Origin of the sequence: Paludibacterium flexuosum, assembly GCF_037076605.1 — a bacterium.
Classification (GTDB): Bacteria; Pseudomonadota; Gammaproteobacteria; order Burkholderiales; family Chromobacteriaceae; genus Paludibacterium.
Genome location: NZ_AP029060.1, coordinates 2718852 through 2743395, shown reverse-complemented (window position 1 = coordinate 2743395; position 24544 = coordinate 2718852). Strand labels below are relative to the sequence as shown.

Annotated in this window: 27 protein-coding genes; 1 reads left to right on the top strand and 26 read right to left on the bottom strand. The window is 61.9% G+C overall.

The genetic code is table 11. The features are described from left to right. Nucleotides 1-201: 201 nt before the first annotated feature. Nucleotides 202-1572: a TcdA/TcdB catalytic glycosyltransferase domain-containing protein gene (locus AACH39_RS13050; protein ID WP_338620282.1), complete on the top strand. Its 1371-nt coding sequence runs from the start codon at nt 202-204 to the stop codon at nt 1570-1572. A 117-nt stretch (nt 1573-1689) separates the two neighbouring features. Here the strand turns inward: AACH39_RS13050 and glmS are convergent, their stop codons facing one another. From glmS to AACH39_RS12920, 26 genes are all read right to left on the bottom strand, one after another. After that, nucleotides 1690-3519 (bottom strand): glutamine--fructose-6-phosphate transaminase (isomerizing), encoded by a 1830-nt coding sequence (gene glmS, locus AACH39_RS13045; protein ID WP_338620280.1) that lies wholly within the window; start codon nt 3517-3519, stop codon nt 1690-1692. 57 nt (nt 3520-3576) lie between these two features. Further along, the gene (gene glmU / locus AACH39_RS13040; RefSeq protein WP_338620278.1) at nt 3577-4941 is read right to left on the bottom strand and encodes a bifunctional UDP-N-acetylglucosamine diphosphorylase/glucosamine-1-phosphate N-acetyltransferase GlmU; all 1365 of its coding nucleotides are present in this window, start codon (nt 4939-4941) and stop codon (nt 3577-3579) included. A 102-nt stretch (nt 4942-5043) separates the two neighbouring features. Beyond that, nucleotides 5044-5466, bottom strand: a complete 423-nt coding sequence (locus tag AACH39_RS13035) for a F0F1 ATP synthase subunit epsilon (RefSeq protein WP_215778933.1) — start codon at nt 5464-5466, stop codon at nt 5044-5046. An 11-nt stretch (nt 5467-5477) separates the two neighbouring features. After that, a complete protein-coding gene (gene atpD, locus AACH39_RS13030; protein ID WP_215778935.1) occupies nt 5478-6875 on the bottom strand; it encodes a F0F1 ATP synthase subunit beta in 1398 nt (465 codons plus the stop codon). Between the two features lie 39 nt (nt 6876-6914). Next, complete coding sequence (gene atpG / locus AACH39_RS13025; RefSeq protein WP_215778937.1) at nt 6915-7781, bottom strand: F0F1 ATP synthase subunit gamma; 867 nt, start codon at nt 7779-7781, stop codon at nt 6915-6917. Nucleotides 7782-7827: 46 nt separating this feature from the next. Continuing rightward, complete coding sequence (gene atpA, locus AACH39_RS13020) at nt 7828-9372, bottom strand: F0F1 ATP synthase subunit alpha (RefSeq protein ID WP_215778939.1); 1545 nt, start codon at nt 9370-9372, stop codon at nt 7828-7830. Between the two features lie 8 nt (nt 9373-9380). Beyond that, nucleotides 9381-9917, bottom strand: coding sequence for a F0F1 ATP synthase subunit delta (locus tag AACH39_RS13015; protein WP_215778941.1), 537 nt, complete (start codon nt 9915-9917; stop codon nt 9381-9383). Between the two features lie 7 nt (nt 9918-9924). Further along, nucleotides 9925-10395 (bottom strand): F0F1 ATP synthase subunit B, encoded by a 471-nt coding sequence (locus tag AACH39_RS13010; RefSeq protein WP_215778944.1) that lies wholly within the window; start codon nt 10393-10395, stop codon nt 9925-9927. 48 nt (nt 10396-10443) lie between these two features. Further along, complete coding sequence (atpE, locus tag AACH39_RS13005) at nt 10444-10731, bottom strand: F0F1 ATP synthase subunit C (RefSeq protein WP_215778946.1); 288 nt, start codon at nt 10729-10731, stop codon at nt 10444-10446. 66 nt (nt 10732-10797) lie between these two features. After that, complete coding sequence (gene atpB / locus AACH39_RS13000) at nt 10798-11604, bottom strand: F0F1 ATP synthase subunit A (RefSeq protein ID WP_215778949.1); 807 nt, start codon at nt 11602-11604, stop codon at nt 10798-10800. A gap of 15 nt (nt 11605-11619) precedes the next feature. Continuing rightward, nucleotides 11620-11979 (bottom strand): ATP synthase subunit I, encoded by a 360-nt coding sequence (locus tag AACH39_RS12995; RefSeq protein WP_215778951.1) that lies wholly within the window; start codon nt 11977-11979, stop codon nt 11620-11622. Nucleotides 11980-12069: 90 nt separating this feature from the next. After that, nucleotides 12070-12915 carry a ParB/RepB/Spo0J family partition protein gene (locus AACH39_RS12990; RefSeq protein WP_215778953.1) on the bottom strand — a complete coding sequence of 282 codons (846 nt, stop codon included), beginning with the start codon at nt 12913-12915 and terminating at the stop codon, nt 12070-12072. 6 nt (nt 12916-12921) lie between these two features. Then, on the bottom strand, nt 12922-13713 hold the full coding sequence (locus AACH39_RS12985) for a ParA family protein (RefSeq protein ID WP_215778956.1): 792 nt from the start codon (nt 13711-13713) through the stop codon (nt 12922-12924). Then, the gene (gene rsmG / locus AACH39_RS12980; RefSeq protein ID WP_215782750.1) at nt 13710-14336 is read right to left on the bottom strand and encodes a 16S rRNA (guanine(527)-N(7))-methyltransferase RsmG; all 627 of its coding nucleotides are present in this window, start codon (nt 14334-14336) and stop codon (nt 13710-13712) included. Before rsmG ends, AACH39_RS12985 begins: the two co-directional genes overlap by 4 nt. An 87-nt stretch (nt 14337-14423) precedes the next feature. Beyond that, complete coding sequence (mnmG, locus tag AACH39_RS12975; protein ID WP_215778958.1) at nt 14424-16316, bottom strand: tRNA uridine-5-carboxymethylaminomethyl(34) synthesis enzyme MnmG; 1893 nt, start codon at nt 16314-16316, stop codon at nt 14424-14426. A 108-nt stretch (nt 16317-16424) separates the two neighbouring features. After that, on the bottom strand, nt 16425-16907 hold the full coding sequence (locus AACH39_RS12970) for a type II secretion system protein (RefSeq protein ID WP_215778960.1): 483 nt from the start codon (nt 16905-16907) through the stop codon (nt 16425-16427). Next, nucleotides 16894-17268: a prepilin-type N-terminal cleavage/methylation domain-containing protein gene (locus AACH39_RS12965; RefSeq protein WP_252346244.1), complete on the bottom strand. Its 375-nt coding sequence runs from the start codon at nt 17266-17268 to the stop codon at nt 16894-16896. Before AACH39_RS12965 ends, AACH39_RS12970 begins: the two co-directional genes overlap by 14 nt. Nucleotides 17269-17270: 2 nt before the next feature. Beyond that, nucleotides 17271-17726 (bottom strand): type II secretion system protein, encoded by a 456-nt coding sequence (locus AACH39_RS12960; RefSeq protein WP_338620273.1) that lies wholly within the window; start codon nt 17724-17726, stop codon nt 17271-17273. Further along, a complete protein-coding gene (locus AACH39_RS12955; protein WP_215778965.1) occupies nt 17723-19714 on the bottom strand; it encodes a secretin N-terminal domain-containing protein in 1992 nt (663 codons plus the stop codon). The genes AACH39_RS12960 and AACH39_RS12955 overlap by 4 nt, the downstream gene beginning before the upstream one ends. Next, nucleotides 19711-20217 (bottom strand): hypothetical protein, encoded by a 507-nt coding sequence (locus AACH39_RS12950; RefSeq protein WP_338620272.1) that lies wholly within the window; start codon nt 20215-20217, stop codon nt 19711-19713. The genes AACH39_RS12955 and AACH39_RS12950 overlap by 4 nt, the downstream gene beginning before the upstream one ends. Then, nucleotides 20202-20699: a hypothetical protein gene (locus tag AACH39_RS12945; RefSeq protein WP_215778969.1), complete on the bottom strand. Its 498-nt coding sequence runs from the start codon at nt 20697-20699 to the stop codon at nt 20202-20204. Before AACH39_RS12945 ends, AACH39_RS12950 begins: the two co-directional genes overlap by 16 nt. Next, a complete protein-coding gene (locus AACH39_RS12940) occupies nt 20696-21148 on the bottom strand; it encodes a hypothetical protein (RefSeq protein WP_215778972.1) in 453 nt (150 codons plus the stop codon). Before AACH39_RS12940 ends, AACH39_RS12945 begins: the two co-directional genes overlap by 4 nt. Continuing rightward, nucleotides 21145-21819, bottom strand: coding sequence for a hypothetical protein (locus tag AACH39_RS12935; protein WP_215778974.1), 675 nt, complete (start codon nt 21817-21819; stop codon nt 21145-21147). Before AACH39_RS12935 ends, AACH39_RS12940 begins: the two co-directional genes overlap by 4 nt. Further along, the gene (locus AACH39_RS12930) at nt 21800-23347 is read right to left on the bottom strand and encodes a GspE/PulE family protein (RefSeq protein ID WP_215778977.1); all 1548 of its coding nucleotides are present in this window, start codon (nt 23345-23347) and stop codon (nt 21800-21802) included. Before AACH39_RS12930 ends, AACH39_RS12935 begins: the two co-directional genes overlap by 20 nt. Continuing rightward, nucleotides 23347-23835, bottom strand: a complete 489-nt coding sequence (locus AACH39_RS12925; RefSeq protein ID WP_338620270.1) for a type II secretion system F family protein — start codon at nt 23833-23835, stop codon at nt 23347-23349. The genes AACH39_RS12930 and AACH39_RS12925 overlap by 1 nt, the downstream gene beginning before the upstream one ends. Further along, nucleotides 23793-24542: a type II secretion system F family protein gene (locus AACH39_RS12920; RefSeq protein WP_338620268.1), complete on the bottom strand. Its 750-nt coding sequence runs from the start codon at nt 24540-24542 to the stop codon at nt 23793-23795. Before AACH39_RS12920 ends, AACH39_RS12925 begins: the two co-directional genes overlap by 43 nt. Nucleotides 24543-24544: the final 2 nt, after the last annotated feature.

The window sequence follows — 24544 nt, the reverse complement described above, 5'->3', positions numbered from 1 at the left end:
AATCGACCAGTGCTTGCACCTTTCTTCATGACGATCACCTGCACTTGCCGCCACGCATGATCGGCGATTGACTATGCAGCCCATCCATCGCACGGCCTGCGTCCAAATCAGGCAGACATTGCCGCTGTTTGCACGCGGTGGTGCAGTGATCGACCATGCCTGAGGATCTTTCCCTGTCGGGTATGGCACAAGGAGATCAACTTGCCACGATTCCACTGCCATGATCAGAAAAAACGGGCTGCGGCACTGGCCCTTCGCTTCGAAGCCTTGCTCGCTTGCGGCGCAGAGCGGGAAATTATCGCCATACTGCGCGATGAGGCCCGGGCGCATCCCGGTCCGCCACCAGGCAGCCAGTTGCTGCAGGACGTTTTCTTCATCTGGATTGGCTGTCTGCCGCCCGCCGCCCTGGCCTATATCGACGTCTGGAAGGAAGCCCTGCAGGGCAAGGGCAGCGTGCGTATTTATTACGACAGCCATTTTTTGCTGTTCAACCACTACCGCCGGCTGTTCCATGCGCTCTATCCGCTGCGTACCGATACGCCGGCAGCGGAGTGGATTCAATACCAGGATCACTTCAAGCGCCTGATCGATGCCGGAATGATGCAGGGGAAGACCTTTGATCAGGCGCTGATCGGTGCCTGCGCCCAACTGGCGCCGCGCGAATCCGCCAGGCTGCAGGCGGATCTGCTCTTGTCGCAACAACGCCTGGCAGCGCTGCAGTGTCAGTATGTGCTGCGGGATATCCGCCAGGAGCGCGGTTTGTTTTTCGAGCCGTTCTTTGCGCGGATTTATCATCAGGAGCTCTGTCTGCGCGCCAATGCGGCAGCGGCGGCTGACATCCTGCGGCTGTTGCTGCTCTACCGGCATGGCGGCGTGTATGTCGACGTGGACACCCTGCCCTCGCTGGACGGCGTCTTCGGCCCCCTGTCGGATCAGGCCAACGGCAACATTCAGTCGATTGTCCGGGCCGAACTGTTCCTGCAACGGCGTCAGTCGCTCAGGCCGGCAGGCCCTGCTGCCCCGGACGCGGATGACTGCTATCGGCAAGCCCTGCAGGCGCAGGCACCGCATCTGCTGGCCAGCCTGCACCACCTGGCCGGGCGCTGGGATGGCACCCCCCTGCCCGCCCCCCGCATCCATGCCCGTGAGCATCTGCTGGCCATGGCCGCCATGGCCTCCTGCGGGCAGTTCAACAACAATCTGCTGGCGGCCCTGCCCGGCTCGAGACTGGTGCGCATCCTGCTGCGCGAGATCAAGCGGCGCTATCGCTTTCTGTTCCGTTATCGACTGGAGCACGGGCCACAGCCGGATCTGCCGGCACACCATTATCTGGCGCGGTTGCGTGACTATCGTTACGACGCCTTGCAGGAGCAGGATCATGTCACCCTGTTCCTGACCGGCCCGGTCATGATGCTGGAGGTGCTGCTGGGCATGGCTTACAGCGTGCTGGATCTGGATCAGCGGGTCAGCCCGCTGGCGCTGTCTTATGTACTGCGGCTGGACAGCCTGGGGATTGCCTGCACCGAACAGACCGCCTATACCCCGGAGCACATGCGTTCATCGTGGATGTGACCGGCGCCGGGCGGCGCAACAAAAAAGGACTGCCTGTGAACAGACCCCAAAGGTTGGATGGGTGTCCAACCTTTGGGGTCTGTTCATCGGGGTCCCTTTTTGATGACTGTCTGGCGCTTACTCCACCGTCACGCTCTTGGCCAGGTTACGCGGCTTGTCGACGTCGGTGCCGCGCGCCAGGGCCACGTGGTAGGCGAGCATCTGGACCGGAATGGCATGCACCACCGGGGACAGCACGCCGACGTGACGCGGGGTGCGGATGACGTGGACGCCTTCGGATTCGCTGAAGTGACTGTCGAGGTCGGCAAACACGAACAGCTCACCACCGCGGGCACGCACTTCCTGCATATTGGATTTGACCTTTTCCAGCAAGGTGTCGTTGGGGGCGATCACCACCACTGGCATGTTCTGGTCGACCAGGGCCAGCGGGCCGTGCTTGAGCTCGCCGGCCGGGTAGGCCTCGGCATGGATGTAGGAGATTTCCTTGAGCTTGAGCGCGCCTTCAAGGGCGATCGGGTAGTGCAGGCCGCGGCCGAGGAACAGGGCGTCGTTCTTGGGCGCGAAGCGCTCGGACCATGCCTTGATCTGCGGTTCGAGGTTGAGGGCATGCTGCACACTGCCCGGCAGGTGGCGCAGGTCTTCCAGATAGGCAGCTTCGGCGGCGGCATCGACGCGACCGCGCTGTTTGCCCAGGGTCACGGCCAGGGTGAACAGGGCGACCAGCTGGGTGGTGAAGGCCTTGGTCGAGGCGACGCCGATTTCGGCGCCGGCACGGGTATAGAACACCAGATCGGAGGAACGGGGAATGGCGCTTTCCTGCACGTTGCAGATCGACAGGGCATGGCGGGCGCCCAGCTGCTTGGCGTACTTGAGCGCTTCCATGGTGTCGAGGGTTTCGCCGGATTGCGAGATGGTGACCACCAGGTGGTTAGGGTGGCACCAGGCTTCGCGGTAGCGGTATTCGCTGGCGATTTCGACGTCGCACAGGATGCCGGCAATGCTTTCGATCCAGTATTTGGCGGTCAGGCCGGCGTAGTAGCTGGTGCCGCAGGCGAGAATTTTGACGCCTTCAAGCTGGCCGAGGATGCTGGCGGCGTGTTCGCCGAACAGTGCCGGACTGAAGCCGGTTTCCAGCACGGCTTCAATGGTATCGGACAGGGCCTTGGGCTGTTCGTGGATTTCCTTCTGCATGAAGTGGCTGTAGGGGCCAAGCTCCAGCGAGGACAGCGAAACGTCGGAGACGTGGATCTTGCGTTCGACCGGCTGACCGGCAGCATCGATGACCTTGACGCTGTGGCGGGTCAGGTGGGCCAGATCGCCGTCTTCCATGAAGATCACGCGCCGGGTGGCGGACAGGATGGCAGAGACATCGGAGGCGATGTAGTTTTGGCCTTCGCCCAGGCCGATCAGCAGCGGGCAGCCCATGCGCGCGCACACCAGTTCGTCCGGCTGCGCCAGCGAGATCACGCCGATGGCGTAGGCGCCGATCAGTTCGCGCACTGCCAGCTGCACGGCATCGAACAGATTGCCGGTCTGTTGCAGGGTGTGGTGCACCAGGTGGGCAATGACTTCGGTGTCGGTCTGCGACTCAAAGACATAACCCAGGGCCTTGAGGCGTTCGCGCTGAGCTTCGTGGTTTTCGATGATGCCGTTATGGACCACGGCGATCTGGCCATGCGACACATGCGGGTGAGCATTGGGTTCGGTCACGCCGCCATGCGTCGCCCAGCGGGTGTGGCCAATGCCCAGAAAACCTTGCAGTTGCTGTTCGGCCGCGGCATTTTCCATTTCGGCCACGCGGCCGACCCGGCGCACGCGCTCGATGGCACCGTTGCTCAGCACGGCGATGCCGGCCGAGTCGTAGCCGCGGTATTCCAGGCGCTTCAGCCCTTCAACCAGCAGGGGCACAACGTTATGGTCGGCGATGGCGCCTACGATTCCACACATGTCTTTTTATCCTTGCTCAAACAGTCCTTCGCTGTCGAAGGCGCGATTATCCGTGATTCAGCTTTTCTTTTTCGGGCGCTGCCAGCCGGGGATGGTGACCTGACGGGCACGGGCCACGGTCAGTTCACCAGCCGGGGCGGTCTTGGTGATCACCGAGCCGGCGCCGACGGTGGCGCCCTGCTCCAGGGTGACCGGCGCGACCATCAGGGTACCGGAGCCGACGAAGACGTTGTCTTCAACCACGGTACGGAATTTGTCTACGCCATTGTAGTTGACGGTCACGCAGCCGGCGCCGACGTTAACCTTGCTGCCGATGCTGGCGTCGCCGATATAGGTCAGATGGTTGACCTTGCTGCCAAGGCCAATGTGGCTCTTTTTGACCTCGACAAAGTTGCCGATGTGAACCTGATCGGCCAGTTCGGCACCCGGGCGCAGGCGGGCGTAGGGGCCGATCTTGCAGTCGGCACCGACCACGGCGTCTTCCAGCACGCTGAAGGGGGCAATCTGGGTGCCGGCGGCGACGGTGACGTTCTTCAGCACACAGTGCGAACCGATGCGAACGTTGTCACCCAGGGTCACCTGGCCTTCGAACACACAGTTGACGTCGATGGTGACATCCATGCCGTGCTGCAGCTCGCCGCGAATGTCGATGCGTGCCGGGTCGAGCAGGGTGACGCCGGCCTGCATCAGGGCCAGGGCGCGGTTGCCCTGGTAGATGCGTTCCAGTTCGGCCAGCTGGACCTTGTTGTTGACGCCGGAGGCTTCGTAGGAGTGCGGTACCACCGCACTGCCGACTTTCAGACCATCGCCGTGGGCCATGCCGAGCACATCGGTCAGGTAGTACTCGCCCTGGGCATTCTGGTTGCCGAGACGGCCGAGCCAGCCGGCCAGGCAGCGGTTGGGCAGGGCCAGGATGCCGGTGTTGATTTCGTTGATCTCGCGCTGGGCCGGGTTGCAGTCCTTGTCTTCGACAATGGCAACCGGGCTGCCGTCCTGGTCGCGCACAATGCGGCCATAGCCGGCCGGGTTGGCGACGATGTCGGTCAGGACCGCCATGCTGTCGCCGGCGGCGCTGAGCAGGTCGTGCAGGGTTTCCGGTCGGGTCAGCGGCACGTCGCCGTACAGCACGAGTGTGGTGCCTTCGTCCGGCAGTGCGGGCAGGGCCATCTTGAGGGCGTGGCCGGTGCCGAGTTGTTCTGTCTGCTCAACCCAGAGGATGTCGCTGTCGGTGATGCGGGCGCGCACCTGGTCGCCGCCGTGGCCATACACCACGACCAGACGCTCGGGATTGAGGGCGCGCGCGGTGCGGATAACATGGGCCAGCATCGGTTCGCCGGCAATCGGGTGCAGGACTTTGGGCAGGGTGGAATACATGCGCTTGCCTTTGCCGGCAGCGAGAATCACGACGCTTGGACGTTGCATAGGATTGTTCAGAGTAAAAAATAGGAAAAGGCTGCCCCCTGAGGGACAGCCTACTATACACGAATCGTGCTTTTCCTTTTAGACCTCTGTCAGACAGTGGTCTTAATGGTGACGCTTGCGAAGGTAGTCCAGCGCCTTGAGCTCGGCGATGGCCGTCGCCAGCGCGGCGTGAGCACGCGCGGTCGACTGGTCGTCGCTGGCTTTCTTCAGCGCATCTTCGGCGTTGCGCTTGGCCTCATTGGCGCGCGCTTCGTCGAGGTCTTCGCCACGGATGGCGGTATCTGCCAGGACCGTAACGATTTCCGGCTGCACTTCCATGACGCCACCGGAGACCGCCACCAGGACTTCTTCCTTGCTGCCCGGTACGGTCAGGCGAAGAATGCCTGGCCGGATGGTGGTCAGCAGCGGAATGTGGCGCGGGTACACACCGATTTCACCCTCTTGTGCCGGCGCGACCAGAAATTCGGCCTCACCGGAAAAGATGAGCTGTTCGGAGCTGACCACTTCTACCTGCATCTTGGACATGAGCCCTCTCCTTAGTTAAGGGTCTTGGCTCTTTCAACCGCCTCTTCAATGGAACCCAGCATGTAGAATGCCTGTTCCGGAAGATGGTCGTACTCGCCGGCGAGAATAGCCTTGAAGCCCTTGATGGTGTCCTTGAGGGACACGTACTTGCCCGGGGAGCCGGTGAACACTTCGGCCACGTGGAACGGCTGCGACAGGAAGCGCTGGATCTTACGGGCGCGAGCCACGATCAGCTTGTCTTCCGGCGACAGTTCGTCCATGCCCAGAATCGCGATGATGTCACGCAGTTCCTTGTAGCGTTGCAGGGTGGACTGCACGCCGCGGGCAACGGTGTAGTGCTCTTCGCCGACAACCAGCGGATCCAGCTGGCGCGAGGTGGAGTCGAGCGGATCGACGGCCGGATAGATACCCAGCGAGGCGATGTCACGCGACAGCACCACGGTAGCGTCCAGGTGGGCGAAGGTGGTGGCCGGGGACGGGTCGGTCAAGTCATCGGCAGGCACGTAAACGGCCTGGATGGAGGTGATCGAGCCGGTACGGGTCGAGGTAATACGCTCTTGCAGTCGACCCATTTCTTCGGCCAGCGTCGGCTGGTAGCCCACGGCGGACGGCATACGACCCAGCAGGGCGGAAACTTCGGTACCGGCCAGGGTGTAGCGATAAATGTTGTCGATGAACAGCAGTACGTCACGGCCCTTGCCGGAAGCGTCCTTCTGGTCGCGGAAGTACTCGGCCATGGTCAGGCCGGTCAGGGCGACGCGCAGACGGTTGCCCGGCGGCTCGTTCATCTGACCGTACACCATCGCTACCTTGTCGAGGACGTTGGAGTCCTTCATTTCGTGGTAGAAGTCGTTGCCCTCACGGGTACGCTCACCCACGCCGGCAAACACGGACAGACCCGAGTGTGCCTTGGCGATGTTGTTGATCAGTTCCATCATGTTGACGGTCTTGCCCACACCGGCACCGCCAAACAGACCGACCTTACCGCCCTTGGCGAACGGGCACAGCAGGTCAATCACCTTGATGCCGGTTTCCAGCAGTTCGGTCGAGCTCGACAGTTCGTCGAACTTCGGTGCGGACTGGTGAATGGCGCGGGTTTCTTCGGAAGCAACCGGACCGGCTTCGTCAACCGGGTTGCCCAGTACGTCCATGATGCGGCCCAGGGTGGCATTGCCAACCGGTACGGTGATGGCCGCGCCGGTGTTGGTTACTGCCAGTCCACGCTTCAGACCGTCGGAGCTGCCCATGGCGATGGTACGCACGACGCCGTCACCCAGCTGTTGCTGGACTTCCAGGGTCAGGTCGTGGTCTACCAGCTTCAGGGCATCATAAACCTTTGGCATGGCGTCGCGCGGAAACTCCACGTCGACGACGGCGCCAATGATTTGTACGATTTTGCCTTGGCTCATTATCGGTTCCTAAACTTATAAACTGTTACGGCGCGCGCGTCAGACCGCGGCGGCACCGGCCACGATTTCGGACAGTTCGGTGGTAATCGCTGCCTGGCGCGACTTGTTGTACACAAGGCGCAGTTGCTTGATGGCGTTACCCGCGTTGTCGGTAGCGGCCTTCATCGCGACCATGCGCGCGGCCTGCTCTGATGCCATGTTCTCGGCCAGAGCCTGGTAAACCACCGATTCCAGGTAACGACGCACCAGCACTTCCAGTACTGCGAGTGCATCCGGTTCGTAGAGGTAATCCCACGACGGACCGCTTTCCACCACCATCTGCTTCGGCTTGACCGGGACCAGCTGCTCGTCCACCGGCTCCTGCTTCATGGTGTTGATGAACTTGGAGTACACCACGTGGATGACATCCAGTTCGCCTGCCGCATATTTCTCGAACAGCACACGCAGGGGACCGATCAGGTGTTCCATCTTCGGCACGTCACCCAGCTGGGTGGCGCTGGCCGCGATGTTCAGACCTGCACGCTGGCAAGCTGCCAGACCTTTCTGTCCCAGGCAGCACACGTCTACCTCGATGCCCTCGTCGGTCAACGACTTCACCTGGGCGAAGAATCGCTTCAGGGTGTTGACGTTCAGGCCGCCGCACAGGCCCTTGTCGGAGGTGATCAGGATCACCCCGGCACGCTTGACCGGGCGCTGCACCAGCATCGGGTGCAGCACGTCGGTCATGTTGGCCATGGCCAGGTGGCCCATGACGGTGCGCACCTTTTCGGCGTAAGGACGGGCAGTGCGCATGCGTTCCTGCGTCTTGCGCATCTTGGAGGTCGACACCATCTGCATCGCGCGAGTGATCTTCTGCGTGTTTTGCACGCTGCGGATCTTGGTGAGAATCTCTTTGCCGACTGCCATATCCTGAACCTTTCGTATGTCTCGTTAGTGTGAGTCAGTCAAAAGGTCAGTTATAGCTGAAGCCGGCTTTGAAGGATTCCATCGCCTTGACCAGAACCTGTTCCTGCTCGCCGGTCAGTTCACCGGTGCGGTCCACTGCGGCCAGCAGGTCGCCATGGTTGGCGCGTACGTCTGCCAGGAACGCGGCTTCGAATTCCAGTGCCTTCTTGACCGGCACATCTTCGTAGTAGCCCTTGTTCACGGCCCACAGGGTCAGCGCCATTTCGGCGGTCGACAGGGTGGCGTACTGGTTCTGCTTCATCAGTTCGGTGACGATTTCACCATGCAGCAGCTGCTTGCGGGTGGCCTCGTCCAGGTCGGAAGCAAACTGCGAGAACGCAGCCAGTTCGCGATACTGGGCCAGGGCCAGACGGATACCGCCGCCGAGCTTCTTGATGACCTTGGTCTGGGCCGCACCACCGACGCGAGATACCGAGATACCGGCGTTGATGGCCGGACGGATACCTGCGTTGAAGAGGTCGGTTTCCAGGAAGATCTGGCCGTCGGTAATCGAAATCACGTTGGTCGGTACGAACGCGGAAACGTCGCCGGCCTGGGTTTCGATGATCGGCAGCGCGGTCAGCGAGCCGGTCTTGCCGGTCACGGCACCGTTGGTGCGCTTGGCCACGTCGTCTTCGTTGATGCGCGAAGCACGTTCCAGCAGGCGGGAGTGCAAATAGAACACGTCGCCAGGGTAGGCTTCACGGCCCGGCGGGCGGCGCAGCAGCAGCGAGATCTGACGATAGGCAACGGCCTGCTTGGACAGGTCGTCGTATACGATCAGCGCATCTTCGCCGCGGTCGCGGAAGTATTCGCCCATGGTGCAGCCGGAGTACGGTGCAATGTATTGCAGGGCAGCGGCTTCGGAAGCGGTCGCGGCCACCACGATGGTGTGGGCCAGTGCGCCGTGTTCTTCCAGCTTGCGTACCACGTTGGCGATCGAGGAGGCCTTCTGGCCGATCGCCACGTAGATGCAGACTACGCCGGTACCTTTCTGGTTGATGATGGCGTCCAGGGCCACGGCGGTCTTGCCGGTCTGGCGGTCACCAATGATCAGCTCACGCTGACCACGGCCAACCGGTACCATCGAGTCGATGGCCTTCAGGCCGGTCTGCATCGGCTGCGACACGGACTGACGGGCAATCACGCCCGGGGCAATCTTTTCGATCGGCGAGAATTCGCTGGCGCCGATCGGGCCCTTGCCGTCAATCGGCTGGCCCAGGGCGTTCACGACACGACCGATCAGTTCGCGACCTACCGGGACTTCCAGGATGCGGCCGGTACACTTGACTTCGTCGCCTTCGGAGATGTGCTCGTATTCGCCCAGAATTACGGCGCCTACGGAGTCACGCTCCAGGTTCATGGCGAGGCCAAAGGTGTTGCCCGGGAACTCGAGCATTTCGCCCTGCATCACGTCCGCCAGGCCGTGGATCCGGACGATACCGTCGGTCACGGAGATGACCGTACCCAGGGTACGGGTCTCTGCGCCAACCGACAGATTCTGGATCTTGGCTTTGATCAGATCGCTGATCTCAGAGGGGTTCAACTGCATGATCTCTCCTAATTCTTGAGGCTTGCCGCCAGGGCGTACAGTTTGCCGCGGACCGACGCGTCAATGACGTCGTCGCCGACCAGGACACGGGCACCACCGATCAGTTCGGGCTCGACCTTGACGTCGAGGCGCACGGTCTTGCCGTAACGCTTCGACAGGCTGGCCACCAGATCGGATGCCTGGGCATCGGTCAGCGGGAAGGCGGTCTGTACACGGGCTTCGATGGCGCCTTCGGCTTCGGCCTTGAGCGCTTCGTACTGTCTGGCAATTTCCGGCAGCAGCATGAGCCGGCTGTTCTCGATGAGCGTTTCGACGAAGCGCTTCACGCTGTCGTCGGCACGGTCACCCAGCACACCCAGGAACAATGCCTCAACCTCTTGTGCGGTATGTTTCGGGTTGGTGACCACGTTGGCCACGTCCGGGTTGTTCACCATGGCAGCCAGCCACTGCAGCGCCTCGAGCCATGCGTCAAGGCGCTTCTGCTCGCTGGCCAGGCTGAATACCGCTTCGGCGTAGGGCCTTGCGACGGTAATGAGTTCTGCCATGAGTGTATTAAAACTCCGCTTTGATGGAGGCAAGCAGATCGGCGTGCTTGGCCGGATCGATCTCGCGACGCAGGATCTGCTGCGCGCCTGCCACGGCCAGTTCGGCCACTTGCAGTCGCAGTGTTTCCTTGGTACGCATCACTTCCTGATCAATCTCGGTCTTGGCATCGGCCACGATGCGGGCGCTTTCGGCGCGGGCCGCATCGGCAGCTTCATCGACGATCTGGTGCGCGCGCTTTTCAGCAGCGTGCAGGATCTCGGTTGCCTGCTGACGAGCTTTCTTCAGCTCATCGGCGACGCGCTTTTCGGCGGCTTCCAGATCCTGCTTGCCACGCTCGGCGGCAGACAAACCGTCGGCGATGCGCTTGGCGCGGGCATCCATCATGTTGGTAAGCGGAGGCCAAACAAACTTCATGGTGAACCATACCAAGACGGCGAACGTCAGCGCCTGACCCAGTAATGTGATGTTAAATTCCACCCTGTTTTCCTCCAGTCGAGTATCTACAACAACCGTTTTTCAGACCGATCAGGCGGCGTGCTTCAGGGCAGCCAGGGCAGCGGACAGGAACGGGTTGTTGAAGGTGTACAGCAGGGCCACACCGACACCGATCATCGATACCGCGTCAAGCAGACCAGCGATAATGAACAGCTTGGTTTGCAGAACCGGGATCATTTCCGGTTGACGTGCGGAAGACTCCAGGAATTTGCCGCCCAGAATGGCGAAGCCGATGGCGGTACCGAGGGCGCCCAGGCCAATGATCAGGGCAGCTGCCAGAGCGGTCATCGACTGAATCTGAGAAACGAATGCTTCCATTTAATTCTCCTAGAACTTTTAAAACACGTATGGTTGGGAAAAATTTTTAAAGCTGTACGACTAAAATCAGTGGCTTTCGACTGCCAGGCTCAGATACACGACAGTCAGCATCATGAACACGAACGCCTGCAGCGTAATGATCAGGATGTGGAAGATGACCCACGGGCCCCCCAGAGCCCATTGGCACCACCACGGCAGGAGCGCGATCAGGATGAAGATCAGTTCGCCGGCGTACATGTTGCCGAACAACCGCAACGACAGCGAAATCGGCTTGGCCAGCAGTTCGATCAACTGGAAGATAAAGTTGATCGGGGCCAGGATGATGGTGCCCAGGGCACCGGAGGCATGGAACGGCGCAGTCAGCAGTTCCTTGCCGTAGCCGCCCAGACCCTTGTGCTTGATGGAAAACGCAAAGATCAGGAACAGCACCGACAACGACATGGCGAAGGTGGCGTTGACGTCAGCCGACGGCACCACGCGGAAGTAGACATGCTCGGGCTCGAGACCGAAGCCGTAGTGACCAATCGCCTGAGCGATCATCGGCACCAGGTCGACCGGCAGCATGTCCATCAGGTTCATCAGGAAGATCCAGCAGAAGATGGTCAGCGCCAGCGGGGCGACCAGCTTGCTCTTGGCATGAAACACGTCCTTGACCTGCGTGTCGATCATCTCGATCAGCGATTCGACAAACAGTTGCAGACGGCCCGGATTCTCCATTTTGGCATTGCGTGCCACCATGGCCATGATGATGGCGAAGACGAAGCCGAGGAACAGGGAAACGGAGAAGGTATCGATGTGGACGCTCGAGAACCCTTCAGCGGAATTCCAGAACGTCAAATGGTGCTTGATATACTCAGATGCGTTGCTTGCCATTGCGCTTTTCTCTGTTTATTTAATTAGAAGCCCGAACCAATAGCCGGATACCGCAGCAAGGTATCCGCAGAACAAGCCGGCTACGGATAAATTCTTGTAAAACACCAGCACGCTGCCGAACATGACGACAGTCAGCATGAACTTGACTGCCTCGCCGCGGAAATGCGCGCGCATCAGAATGCTGGGCGCCACGCGACGTCTGGAATAGGCAATCCGGCTGTAAACCCAGGCCGGAATCAACGCCGACAATCCCCCCAGCAACGTTGACACCATGACCCCGATGCGCATCCCCCCAAGGATGGCACTGACCGCCACGGCGGCCAGGATCAGCCGGACCTGCAGGCTTAGCACCCGCCCTACTTCTGGATTATTCATGTCCGATTTTGCGAAAAATCGCACGATTATAGGCTTGGCATGAAACATCAGTCAACCAAGCGGCCGCTCGAAACTGCTTGTAATAAAACTTCATTCCATTGATTTTACTTGCAGTTTTTCTAATATCCCTTCCAAAGCCGCCAGAGAAGAATATTCAATTGTAATTTTGCCCTTTCCGCCCTTTCCGTGGCGGATGTCCACCCCGGCGCCCAGATGCTCGGCCAGCTGTTCGCACAGCCGCTTGACATCCGGGTCCTGCGGCGGCCGAACCGCCGCCGGACGGTCGTCCTGCTGGGCACGGCGCTCGACTTCGCGCACCGACAAGCCTTGCCGCACCGTCTCTTCCGCCAGCTTCAGCTGCCGCGGCAAGGGCAAGGTGAGCAAGGCACGGGCGTGCCCCATCTCCAGCTTGCCTTCATGCAAAAGGGATTGAATCACCTCGGGCAGCGACAACAAGCGCAACAGATTGGACACGGCGCTACGCGAACGTCCTAAGGCCTGGGCTGCCGTTTCGTGGCTCATGCCAAATTCATTAATCAGCCGCTGGATGCCCTGCGCCTCTTCAATTGCATCCAACTCCTGACGCTGGATATTTTCGATCAGCGCCATCGCCAGCGCGGCTTCGTCCGGCACGGTCTTGATCACCGCCGGCACTTCAGCCAGACCGGCAATGCGCGCGGCACGCCAGCGGCGCTCACCGGCAATCAGCTCATACTCGCCAAAGCCAATTTCACGCACCACCACCGGCTGGATGACACCCTGCGAACGGATGGATTCCGCCAGATCATTCAGCGCTTCTTCATTCATGCGCGTGCGCGGCTGATACTTGCCCGGGCGGATCAGATCGATGGCGAGCGTCTGCAGGCGATCTTCCGCCGTTTCGGCAACGGAAAGCAGCGCATCGAGGCCGCGTCCGAGTCCTTTGAGTTTGACCATGATGTTTTAGTGGGTCGCTTGTGCGGGTTCAGATTCAAGACGGGTGAGCAATTCACCCGCCAACGTTAAATAGGCCTGGGCGCCGCGGGCATTGCGGTCATAGACCAGACCGGGCAGGCCGTGACTGGGCGCCTCGGCCAGCCGGATATTGCGCGGGATGACCGTCTCGAACACCTTGTTGCGGAAATGCTGGGCCAGCTGGTCGGCCACCTGTTGCGACAGATTGCTGCGCGCATCGAACATGGTGCGCAGCAGACCGAGAATTTCGATGCGCGGATTGACCGCGGCACGCACCTTGCGCAGCGTGCCGACCAGATCGGACAGGCCTTCGAGCGCGTAATACTCGCAGACCATCGGAATCAGCACCGAATCGGCGGCCACCAGGCCATTGAGCGTCAGCAGGTTCAGGGACGGCGGACAGTCGATGAGAATGTAGTCGTACAGATCGTCCACCTGCGCCAGCGCATTCTTCAGCCGCTGCTCGCGCGCCAGCTCCTGCACCAGCTCGATCTCGGCACCGGCCAGATCGCGGTTGGCCGGCAACACATCGTAGCCGCCCTCACGGGCGTGCTGGCGCACGTCGCGGGCATCGGCATGGCCGAGCAGCACATGGTAGACACTGTGATTGAGATTCTGCTTGGCGATGCCGCTACCCATGGTGGCATTGCCCTGCGGATCGAGGTCGACGATCAGCACCCGGCGTCCGAGTTCTGCCAAGCTGGCCGCCAGGTTGACCACCGTGGTGGTCTTGCCGACGCCGCCCTTTTGATTGGCGACCGCGATGATGCGGCTGTTCATTGCTTCACCATTCTCACCAGATGGCGCTCGGCATCCAGGCCGGGCACGCTGACCGGCACCACTTCGCTGACCGTGATGTCGGCAGGCAATTGGGCGATCTCCTCATACGGGTAGACCCCCTTCATCGCCACGAACTGGCCGTCTTCTGCCAGCAAATGGCGTGTCAGCTTGACGAATTCGCCCAGCTCGGCGAAAGCCCGGCTGGTGATGCGGTCGAACTTCTGCTCCGGCTGGAACAGCTCGACGCGCTCGGTGACGACTTCGACATTGGGCAGTTTCAACTCGATTGCCGCCTGACGCAAGAAAGTCGTCTTTTTGTGGTTGGCGTCCAACACCACCACCTGCAGATCCGGCCGGGCAATCGCCGCCGGAATACCGGGCATGCCGCCGCCCGAGCCGACGTCCAGCAGACGGGTTCCGCCCTGCAGATGCGGCACCAGCGTCAGGCTGTCGAGCAGGTGATAACTCACCATGCGCGCGGTTTCGCGCACGGCGGTCAGGTTATAGGTCTGGTTCCATTTGGCCAGCAGCGCCAGATAGGCATCGAGCGAGGCCAGTTGGCGCGCGCTCAGTTCAAGCCCGATATGCTCCAGCCCCAGAGACAGTTCGCTGATTGTATTTATTTTGGTCACCCCTCGTGATCACGAGTCATCAGTATGGCGCAGGCAAACCAGGCCCTGCGCCGGGAACAACGGCTGAATCACCGTCATTCAGGCTGTTTTTTTGCTGTCGGCAAAGCCACGCTTCAGATGCACCATCAACAAGGCCACGGCGGCCGGGGTGACCCCCTGGATGCGCGAGGCCTGGCCAAGCGTTTCCGGCCGCTGGCTGTTGAGCTTCTGCTGAACTTCCTTCGACAGCCCCGACACCAGCGCATAATCCAGCTCGGCCGGCAGACGCACCTGGTCCAGATTATCGCGCCGCGCCAGCTCATCGTTCTGCCGATCGATATAGCCTTGATATTTGACCTGAATTTCCACCTGCTCGGCAACCACATCGTCATCGACACCGCCCCCGGCCTCCGGCAGCGTCATCAAGGCGGCATACGTCACGTCCGGCCGCTTGAGCAAATCCTGCAGGTTGTACTCGCGCTCGATCGGCCGGCCGAGCAAGGCCGTCAACACGGCCTGATCACTGCGCGCCGGATGCACCCAGGTCGCCTTCAGGCGTGCCTTCTCGGCCTCGACCGCATCACGCTTGCGGCAGAAAGCCTCCCACTGCGCATCCCCCACCAGGCCAAAACGACGGCCGGCTTCGGTCAGACGCAGGTCAGCATTGTCCTCGCGCAGCTGCAGACGGAATTCCGCGCGGCTGGTGAACATGCGATATGGCTCGCTGACCCCCTTGGTGATCAGATCATCCACCAGCACACCGAGATAGGCCTCATCACGGCGCGGACACCAGCCCTCCTGCCCGCTGGCCAGTAGCGCCGCATTCATGCCGGCGAACAGCCCCTGCGCGGCCGCTTCTTCATAACCGGTGGTGCCATTGATCTGCCCGGCGAAGAACAGACCCTGAATCGCCTTGGTCTCGAAGGTGGACTTCAGCCCGCGCGGATCGAAGTAGTCATATTCGATGGCGTAGCCCGGGCGCAGGATGTGGGCATTCTCCATGCCCGGGATGCTGCGCACCGCGGCCAGCTGGATATCGAACGGCAGACTGGTCGAAATGCCGTTCGGATAGTATTCGTGGGTATCGAGCCCTTCCGGCTCGAGGAAGATCTGGTGGCTGTCCTTGTCGGCGAAGCGGTTGATCTTGTCTTCAATCGACGGACAATAGCGCGGCCCGACCCCCTCAATCACCCCGGTAAACATCGGGCTGCGATCAAAACCGGAGCGGATGATCTCGTGGGTCTGCAAGGTGGTGTGGGTAATCCAGCACGGCAGCTGACGCGGGTGCATGGCGCGGTTGCCGCGCACCGAGAACACCGGCTCGGGCGTATCGCCCGGCTGTTCTTCCATGCGGGAAAAATCGATGCTGCGGCCATCGATACGCGGCGGGGTACCGGTCTTGAGACGGCCAACCGGCAGGCTGAGCTCGCGCAGCTTTTCGCCCAGCACCGAGGCCGCCTGGTCACCGGCACGGCCACCGGTGTAATTGGACAGGCCAACATGGATCTTGCCGGCGAGGAAAGTGCCGGCGGTCAGCACTACGGTACTGCCGTGGAACTCGACACCAATCGCGGTTTTCACCCCGATGACACGTTCCCCGGCCAGCAGCAGGTCATCCACCGGCTGCTGGAACAACATCAGATTGGGCTGGTTCTCCAGCATGTGACGGATGGCGGCCTTGTACAGCACGCGATCGGCCTGGGCACGGGTGGCGCGCACCGCCGGCCCCTTGGAGGCGTTCAGGGTGCGGAACTGGATGCCGCCCATGTCGGTGGCCAGCGCCATGGCACCGCCCAGCGCATCGACCTCGCGCACCAGATGCCCCTTGCCAATGCCGCCGATGGACGGATTGCACGACATCTGGCCCAGCGATTCGATATTGTGGCTCAACAGCAAGGTCTGGCGCCCCATGCGCGCCGCGGCAAGGGCTGCCTCGGTGCCGGCATGGCCGCCGCCCACCACAATCACGTCAAAGCGCGTCGGATAAATCATGGCCTGCTCACGGAATTCAACTAAAACGTATTATTTTACGTCAAAATCCGTCCGATTTTAAGCTTTTGATTTTACAACAGACCGACCGCGTCCAGTCCGGACGCGGTTTTACGGCGAGGCAGGTGCTGGTGCAACCACCTGACGCGCGGCAAACACCCACTCCTGATAGCTGCTTTTCTGCCTGAAGCCCTCGTGGTCACTATCAAAGCCATCCTGTTTGAATGGCGTCAGTGTCGACTGGCTGAAGACAGCGGTAATCCCGTCACCGGGGCCACGCTGCAGCCCCCACTCACCGGACCCGGTCATCGGGTCGGGCGACAACCGGCGCAGATAATGGCGGACCTTCAGCCCGTCACTGTCATCGTCCACCAGCTGCGCCAGTCGGGTGGGGTAAAGCCCCTGATGATCGGCGGCATAGCGACCAAGCGCATCGGCGATGGCATCACCGGTCTCCAGCAGGGACTGCTCATGCTCGCGCTGGATCTCGGCCGACAGATCATGCACGCGATACTGCAGCATCATCCCCAGCACCATCAGCGCCACCAGCAGCCCCAGCAGCACGTAGCCGCGCTGAGCCTTACCAGCTGGCATAACTGGACCCGTCCAGCGCCTTGCCCGGCGCACTGCTGTGCACATCACGAATGCCGCCCTGCTCGTCATTGTCCAGCTTCCAGTCATCGGTATGTCCCGTCAGCGGATCGCTCGGCAAGCTCCGCAGATAACGATGCTCGACCAGCGCCTGCAGCGTGTCCGCCGGCTTGCCCAGATCAGCGCGATACTGCTCCAGCGCATCGCGCATTGCCTGCAGATTGTTGCGCAGCACCGTCTCGCGCGCCCGCTGCTGCTCGTTGATATAACGCGGCGTCACCAGTGTCGTGAGCAAGGCAATGATGCTCAGCACCACCAGCAACTCGATCAGGGTAAAGCCGCGCATGAAGCGCCGGGATCTCATCACTACCACTCCTTGTACGGCACACCGTTAAAACCGGTGCGTTCACTCTTGCTGCTGACATCAAACACATCGTGACCATCGGGCTGATAGGGACGAATCTGCCATTGCTCCTCGGCAGCACATGTCGGGCAATCACTCATCGGATCCTGTGGAATCCGCCGCAGAAAATAGAGCTTGCGGCCATCGACCCGCTTCTTGTCCACCACCCCGTCAACCAGCACCTGCAGCGAAGGCGGATAACCGCTGTCATCGGCCTGATGCTCGATCTGCCCCTGGTCCACGGCCTTCTTGTAGTCGTCGATGGCCTGACGCATCGCATGCAGCGCATCACGCAGCTCGCGTTCCTGCCGGCGCTGTGTGGCCTGGGCCAGCATCGGCATGGCCGCACTGGCCAGCAGCCCCAGCAACGCCACCGTCACCACCACCTCAATCAGGGTAAAACCGCGCTGACGCGTCATCGCTTGTCGTCCGGCGGCGTCACCGGCATCGGTCCGCGGAAGAAAGGCATTGGCGCGGGGCCGTCACCGGCCACGCTCTCAGGCGGGGGCGGGGGCGGCGGATCATTGCGACGGGGGGCGCTGACACCCGGCGTATCATCCGTAACGCTGGCGCCATTGGCTCTGACCGACACCTGTCCGGCATTTTCTCCCAGCTGCAGCGGATCGCCGATCCGGTTCTCAGGCCCGATACTGAAACGGGTCAGTGCAGCCGGCGGCGGCGAGAACTGGCGCACAATGTGCGGCGTAATCAGCAGCACGATCTGCGAATTCAGATCATTGCTGTCATGACTGCCGAACAGGCTCTTGAGCAGCGGAATTTCGCTCAGGAAAGGCAGACCGACATCCTTGACCGAGTCATCCCGCTTGATCAGACCGCCCAGCACCTGCGTGACATTGTCGCGGGTCGACAGCACCGTCGAGGCCGAACGGTTCCCCAGGCGATAGACCATGGTGCCGTCCGACATGGTGGTCGGCTGGCCGATCACATCACTGACTTCCAGCGACACATTCACGCTGACCTCCTGGCCGAGACTGATACTCGGTTCAACGTTCAGCGTCAGGCCCACATCCTGATACGACACCGAACTGCTGCTGCCGGCGGTGGTCAGGGTCGAGGTCACGATCGGCAGCTTCTCGCCGATCTTGATCGTCGCCTTCTGATGGTTCTTCACCCGAATCTTCGGATTGGCCAGGGTATGCACCTTGTCATTGGTTTCACTCAGATTGATGCCCCCCACCACACCATTGCTGCCCATGCTGACACCGATGCCGCTGCCATTGAGGTGACGCAGCTTCTCGATGGTGGTCTGGCCGCTCAGCGAGGTACTGCCATCGGTGCCGCTATTGGCAAATCCGATACCCACCGAGCCCGGATAGTTGATGCCCAGATTGCGCGCCAGCGTGTCGCTCACTTCCAGCACCTCCACATCCAGCGTCACCTCCGACTGCGGCAGATCCAGCGATTGCACCATGCGGTCCGCCGCGGCCAACACGGAAGGTACATCGCGCAGCACCACCGCATTGAGCCGCTCGTCGATGGCAATATCCCGCGGCTTAAGCACTTGCTTGAGCGTATTGAGTACCTGCTTGGGATCGGCATTGGACAGGTAATAGGTGCGGACACCCAGATCCTGATATTCGCGTTCCTTCTCCGGTCGAGACGGATAAATCAGCAAGGTATTGCTGTTGAGCAGCTTTTTGCTCAGCTTGCTGGTCGCCAGCAACAGATTGATGGCATCCCAGGCCGTGCTCTTCTGCGTGGTAATCGTGGCGCGCAGCCCCGGCGAGACATCACTGTCAAAAATGAAATTCAACCCCGTCATGCGGCTGATGGCATCAAACACGGTATTCAGGCTCTGGTTACGAAACGACAAACTGACCGGTTTTTTCAGCGCCGCCGGGACATTGCTGCTAAGTTGCCCCTGCCCTGCAGTACGCATCAGCGACTCGCGAAAATCCAGTGCCTCCTGCCAGGTCGGCTCTTCAGCCAGAATCTTGCCCAGCCAGTCGAGCGCCGCCCCCGGATCCTGTGCCGCCAGGCTGCGCGCCTGCGCCATCCATTGCTGGTGCAGCTGCCGATTGTCGATGGCCTTCAGCCCCTGCTCGGCCCGATAACTGGCCGGGTCATGCTGCAATACCGAGCGATAGCCCTGACCGGCCGCAGTCATATCACCGGCAGCCAGCGCCTTGTCTGCCAGAGCCAGTTTCTGCGCGTCATACTGCGCCAACAGACGCTCGTGTTCCGCCCGCAACTGCATATTGTCTGGTTCGGCCTTCATGGTCTGCTCAATCCGAGTCAGCGCCCCCTCCAGATCGCCCTCCTGGTAGAGGGTTTTGCTGGCCATCAAAGCCCGGTCAACCGAACAGCCGGCCAACAACAGGCTCAGCATCATCACGCTGACCATCCCCTGACGAGTCGGGAAAGGCGGTTTGTTCATCTGCTTCATGGCATCCACTCCAAGAATTTGTGTTTGCCATCCGACAAACGGGTGAATTCGATCTTTCCTGCGGCCACCTGCTCCAGTCGGTACTGGCCGGCCAATATCGTTCCAGGCCGACTCACCGCCGGGTCACGACAGCTCTGGCAAACCGCCACGGTCTTGCCTCCGGACTGCAGGAACACCACCAGGGCATCGGCGGCAGCGGCACTGGTCTCACGATTCTGCCAGGTGCCCCCCACCTCAAAGGGCAGCGGCGGATCCGGCACCTCCTGGCGCATCGCCGGAGCGGGCACGACAGCCTGCTGTGCCGCCGCCCCCTGAGGCGCGGCAAACAAATCTACGGCAGGAGCAGAAGCCAGCGGCGGCAAGGTTGCAGCCCGCTTTTGACCCGTCCCGCCCCCCGATCTCGCTATCGGCGACACCGGTTCGTTACCCAAGCCAGGCCACCATTGGCTGGCTGCCGCCAGCAACAGCGATATCGCGCCCAGCCACTTCAATCCGCGGTGCATGTATCTGCTCCCATATCCAGTTTCACCGAGGCCCTGATCGCCCCACTGTGACCATCGTCACGCGTCAGGGTCAGATGGCGGATCTGTGCACAGGGCAGCGCCTGCAAAGCCAGCAGCGTCTGACGCAGCGGCAGATAACCGTTGCTCAGGCCGATATCCACCGTACGATCATTGCCGATGCGAATTTGCATCCCCGCCAGATCCGGCTGATCCAGCAGCGCCATCAGCCGGGCATGACGTGCCTCCAGCGACACCTGCCTGCGCGCCAGGGCCGCCCGGTCACGCGCTTCGGCCGCCAGCAACTGCCGTAACTGGCTATCCACCCTGGCCTGCTGTTGCTGCCACTGCTGCTGTTGCACTTGCAGCAGCCGGGCCACCCCCAGGGCCGACAAAGACAGCAACAGGCACAGCAACAGCGCCGGCCAGCGCGCCAGGCGGCAATACAGCCAGCCATGGCGCATATTCCCTTTCCACCCGCTCATATCGCCACCTCCAGCCGGATTTCCAGGCGAGCCGGATCTCCCGGCGTGGTAATCAGCGACTGTTGACTCAACATGCTTACGTGCAGCCCCTGCTTGCGCAGGGTATTAATCCAGTCCATCACCTCTGCCAGCGTGGCGCTGCGCAGCGTCAGCTGCATCTTGCGACTGCCGCTGTCCGATTCCAGCCGCAACAGGCTCAGCCCCCCCGGCCAGCTTTGCTCCAGCCGAAGCACCAGCCACAAAGCCGGATCCATGGCATCCCGCGCCGGGACCGCCACCCGGCTGTCCCGGTTCACCCTGCTTTGCAACCGCGCCTGACTGTCGGCCAGGTCCTGTTGCGCCTGCTGCCATGACTGCAGCAGCGGCGTCAGACAGGCATAACTGAGCAACACCGGCAGCACCAGCCAGGGCCAGCGCCTGCGGGTCGGCAAAAAAGAAAAACCACTCATGACTCACTCCAGACAAAAGGCTGGCTGGCCGTATCATCCAGACTGAACCAGCGCGGCAGAACCAGAGGAATCGACAGTTCGGCCAGCCGATCCAGCACAGCCTGCCGCGCCAATCCGGCCTCCACGCGCAATATGCCCCCCTGCTGCCACTGCCCCTGCTCATGCAACAACCACTGCAACACATCGCCATCCCGCAGCAACAAGGTCTGCGTCACCTGCCGGGGGGGGCGATGCCGCTGGGCCAGCAAAGGCCACACCGGCCGGACAGACAGCAAGGACAACCGCTGCAACAGCGCTCGCCACACCTGCCAATGGGCCAGCCGCACCCCACAAGCCAGCGTATTGCGCCCGGCGGGCTGCCATTGCCAACAGGCCAGCCAATCCTCCGGCTCACCACCAAAATGCCGTGACAGCCACTGACGCGCATAACCCTGCCAGTCACCCGGTTGATGCAGCCCGTCAAGCCAGGGCAAACACACCGTGGGTGCCAGCGAGCCGCCCAGCCGCAAGGAAACGCGCCCGCGCGCGCCATCCAGCAGCTCGGCCAGCGCCGCCTCGGGCGTCCCGACAAACGACTGCATCTGCCACGCTGCCAGCGGATGGGGCCGCTGCCAGCAACGCGCTTGCGTGCCATCCAGCCACATCCGGTACTCAGCCAAGGTCAAGGACACGGGACACCTCCTCCAGCGTGGTCAGCCCCTGCGACACCGCCATCAGCGCATCCAGCCGCATCGGCCGGTACAGCCCGGGGGTACAACGCGCCATCAACTCACTCGGGCTCAGACCCTGCGCCAGCGCCGTACGCAGCGGCATATCCAGCGCCAGCGTTTCCAGCAGCGCCATACGCCCCTTGTAGCCCGTACCCTGACAAGCCTCGCAACCGACCGGCTGGCGACAGCCGGCACCCGCCCACTCGGCATCGACCGGCCCCAGACGGGCCTGCCATTCGGTAGACAACACCGCCGGCTGCGCACACTGTCCGCACAGGCGCCGCACCAGGCGCTGTGCCAGCACACCATTGAGTGCCTCGGACAGGCTGTGCGACTCGACGGCAAAGAAACGGAAACGTTCGATCACACTGAACACGCCATTAGCGTGGATCGACGACAACACCCGGTGCCCGGTCAGCGCCGACTGAATGGCAATCGAGGCGGTTTCACCGTCACGGATCTCCCCGACCAGAATGGTGTCCGGGTCATGACGCATCACGGCGCGCAAACCGCGGGCAAAAGTCAGACCCTTGCGTTCGTTGACCGGAATCTGCATGGCCCCGGCCAGTTGATACTCCACCGGGTCTTCAATGGTGATGATCTTTTCATCCTGCTGATTGAGCTCACCCAGGGCGGCATACAGCGTGGTGGTCTTGCCCGAACCGGTCGGCCCGGTAATCAGCGTCATGCCATGCGGCCGAGCCGTCAGCATGCGCAGCGCAGCCGCAGAATCCTGGCTGACACCCAGCTGCGCCAGCGTCAGGCGATCCGCCATCTGGCTGGTATCCAGCAGACGCAGTACCGCGTCCTCCCCCCAGATACTGGGGATGATCGACACCCGGATATCCAGACTGCTGCCTTCGATCCGGGTACTGAAACGCCCGTCCTGCGGCACGCGGCGTTCGCCGATGTCCAGGCCGGATAAAATTTTCAGGCGCGAAATGGCCTGGGAGGCCAGCTCCTGCCCCTGGATCTGACCGGCATGCTGCAGCAAACCGTCAATGCGGTAACGAATCAACAAGCCTTGCTGTTGCGACTCGATATGCACATCACTGGCACCGGTCTTGAGGGCATCAAACAACGTGGAGTCGATCAGCCGGATCACCGGATTACTCTCGCGATCCAACCCCTGGCGAGAAATTTCCAGCACGCTGGTCTCGCCCTCCTCGCCGTGCTGCCCCCAATTCACGTCCTGCAGCGTACGCGCCTGCTCACCGGCCTGCGCCAGCACCGTCTCGACCAGCCCCGGCTCAGTGGCCGCCAACTGCCAGCTCACCGGCTGGACCGCCGCCCACTGGCGTGCCGGCACATCGCGCGGTTCGGCCAGCACTAGCAGCAGCTCGCCCTCCAGCACCAGCGGCAACAGTCTGCGCTGCCATGCCTCGGCCAGCGGCAGCAGGTCAAAACGCCACTCGGCCTGTTCGACCTGAGTGGCCGCCAGCCAGCACAAACCCAGCATGGCTGCCTGTTGTTGTTGCGACGGCTTCATCAGCCCAGTCCTCCCGCAAGATCAAAAATCGGCAAATACAGCATCACCACCAATCCGCCCACCATCACCCCGACAATCAACATCACCAGCGGCCCCAGCACCTTGGCCGCCAACTCGTGTACCCGCGCCAGCTGCTCATCATGAAAGCGCACGATGTGCTCACACATGGTGCCGATCTCGCCGGTATGCTCACCGACCCGCAACAGATGCTCGGCCACCGGCGTCGTCATGCCATGCTGTACCAGCGCATCCGACAAGGCCGCGCCGCCCGACAGCGCCTGACTCACTCGCTTCAGCACCTGCTGCCGGGTATCGCCCAACAAGGTACCGGCCAACTGCAGGGCCTGCGGGATCGGCATCCCGCCCTGCAACACCAGCCCGAAGGCACTGTAAAACCGGGTCAGCTCGAACAACGTCAGAAAGGTTTGCAGCCGAGGCAGACGTGTCAGCAGGCCGAGCCAGCCGCCCCGCCCCTGACGACTGAACACTGACCAGCCCAGCCCCCCACCACCCCCGCAATGGCCAGCCGGATCACCGTGCCATGCAGCGAGAGCAACTGCGCCCAGTCCAGCATCAGACGCGTGGTCAGCGGCATGGGGCCGCGCAGCGAAGACAACAGCGAGGCAAATCCCGGGATCACCAACAACAGCATGAACAGCACCACCGCCATGCCGACCAGCAGCACAATCGACGGATACATCAGCGCGCTGAGCAACTGACGCCGCAGCTGATCCACCCGTCCCTGATAGTCAATGAAGCGACGCAGCGCCGAGGCCAGTTGGCCGGTCTGCTCGCTGGCCCCCACAACGGCGACCAGCAGCTCGGGGAAAATCGCCGGCGCCTCCGCCATCGCCTGAGACAGCGTGCGCCCCTCGCGCAAACGCTGACAGATCTGCCCCAGCGCCGAACGCACCCCGGGCTGATCTGCCTTCTGCCACAGCACCCCCAGCGCCTCGGCACTGGTCAGCCCCGCCTCCAGCAATGCCGCCAGCTCGCGGCAGAACAACCACAAGGGAAAGACCTGACGACGAGACCGACCGGACTGTCGCCGGGCCGTCGGCTGAACCGTCGGCGCATTGAGCACCACCACCCCGGCCGCATTGAGATGGCGCCGTGCACTGGCCAGATCATCGGCCTGCACCGTGCGCCTGACGGCGGTGCCATCCTGCAACACGGTAAATTCGAAGGAAGGCATGC

Bases quoted from the DNA above. Each gene is read 5' to 3' on its own strand.
- mnmG (WP_215778958.1), bottom strand. From the start codon at position 16,316: ATGATTTATCCGACGCGCTTTGACGTGATTGTGGTGGGCGGCGGCCAT.
- atpD (WP_215778935.1), bottom strand. From the start codon at position 6,875: ATGAGCCAAGGCAAAATCGTACAAATCATTGGCGCCGTCGTCGACGTG.
- atpB (WP_215778949.1), bottom strand. From the start codon at position 11,604: ATGGCAAGCAACGCATCTGAGTATATCAAGCACCATTTGACGTTCTGG.
- AACH39_RS12920 (WP_338620268.1), bottom strand. From the start codon at position 24,542: ATGCCTTCCTTCGAATTTACCGTGTTGCAGGATGGCACCGCCGTCAGG.
- AACH39_RS12990 (WP_215778953.1), bottom strand. From the start codon at position 12,915: ATGGTCAAACTCAAAGGACTCGGACGCGGCCTCGATGCGCTGCTTTCC.
- AACH39_RS12950 (WP_338620272.1), bottom strand. From the start codon at position 20,217: ATGCACCGCGGATTGAAGTGGCTGGGCGCGATATCGCTGTTGCTGGCG.
- AACH39_RS12970 (WP_215778960.1), bottom strand. From the start codon at position 16,907: ATGCCAGCTGGTAAGGCTCAGCGCGGCTACGTGCTGCTGGGGCTGCTG.
- AACH39_RS12995 (WP_215778951.1), bottom strand. From the start codon at position 11,979: ATGAATAATCCAGAAGTAGGGCGGGTGCTAAGCCTGCAGGTCCGGCTG.
- atpA (WP_215778939.1), bottom strand. From the start codon at position 9,372: ATGCAGTTGAACCCCTCTGAGATCAGCGATCTGATCAAAGCCAAGATC.
- AACH39_RS12930 (WP_215778977.1), bottom strand. From the start codon at position 23,347: ATGAAGCCGTCGCAACAACAACAGGCAGCCATGCTGGGTTTGTGCTGG.
- AACH39_RS12945 (WP_215778969.1), bottom strand. From the start codon at position 20,699: ATGAGCGGGTGGAAAGGGAATATGCGCCATGGCTGGCTGTATTGCCGC.
- AACH39_RS12955 (WP_215778965.1), bottom strand. From the start codon at position 19,714: ATGAAGCAGATGAACAAACCGCCTTTCCCGACTCGTCAGGGGATGGTC.
- AACH39_RS13035 (WP_215778933.1), bottom strand. From the start codon at position 5,466: ATGTCCAAGATGCAGGTAGAAGTGGTCAGCTCCGAACAGCTCATCTTT.
- AACH39_RS12965 (WP_252346244.1), bottom strand. From the start codon at position 17,268: ATGAGATCCCGGCGCTTCATGCGCGGCTTTACCCTGATCGAGTTGCTG.
- glmS (WP_338620280.1), bottom strand. From the start codon at position 3,519: ATGTGTGGAATCGTAGGCGCCATCGCCGACCATAACGTTGTGCCCCTG.
- AACH39_RS12940 (WP_215778972.1), bottom strand. From the start codon at position 21,148: ATGAGTGGTTTTTCTTTTTTGCCGACCCGCAGGCGCTGGCCCTGGCTG.
- AACH39_RS12960 (WP_338620273.1), bottom strand. From the start codon at position 17,726: ATGACGCGTCAGCGCGGTTTTACCCTGATTGAGGTGGTGGTGACGGTG.
- AACH39_RS13015 (WP_215778941.1), bottom strand. From the start codon at position 9,917: ATGGCAGAACTCATTACCGTCGCAAGGCCCTACGCCGAAGCGGTATTC.
- atpG (WP_215778937.1), bottom strand. From the start codon at position 7,781: ATGGCAGTCGGCAAAGAGATTCTCACCAAGATCCGCAGCGTGCAAAAC.
- atpE (WP_215778946.1), bottom strand. From the start codon at position 10,731: ATGGAAGCATTCGTTTCTCAGATTCAGTCGATGACCGCTCTGGCAGCT.
- AACH39_RS12985 (WP_215778956.1), bottom strand. From the start codon at position 13,713: ATGAACAGCCGCATCATCGCGGTCGCCAATCAAAAGGGCGGCGTCGGC.
- glmU (WP_338620278.1), bottom strand. From the start codon at position 4,941: ATGCAACGTCCAAGCGTCGTGATTCTCGCTGCCGGCAAAGGCAAGCGC.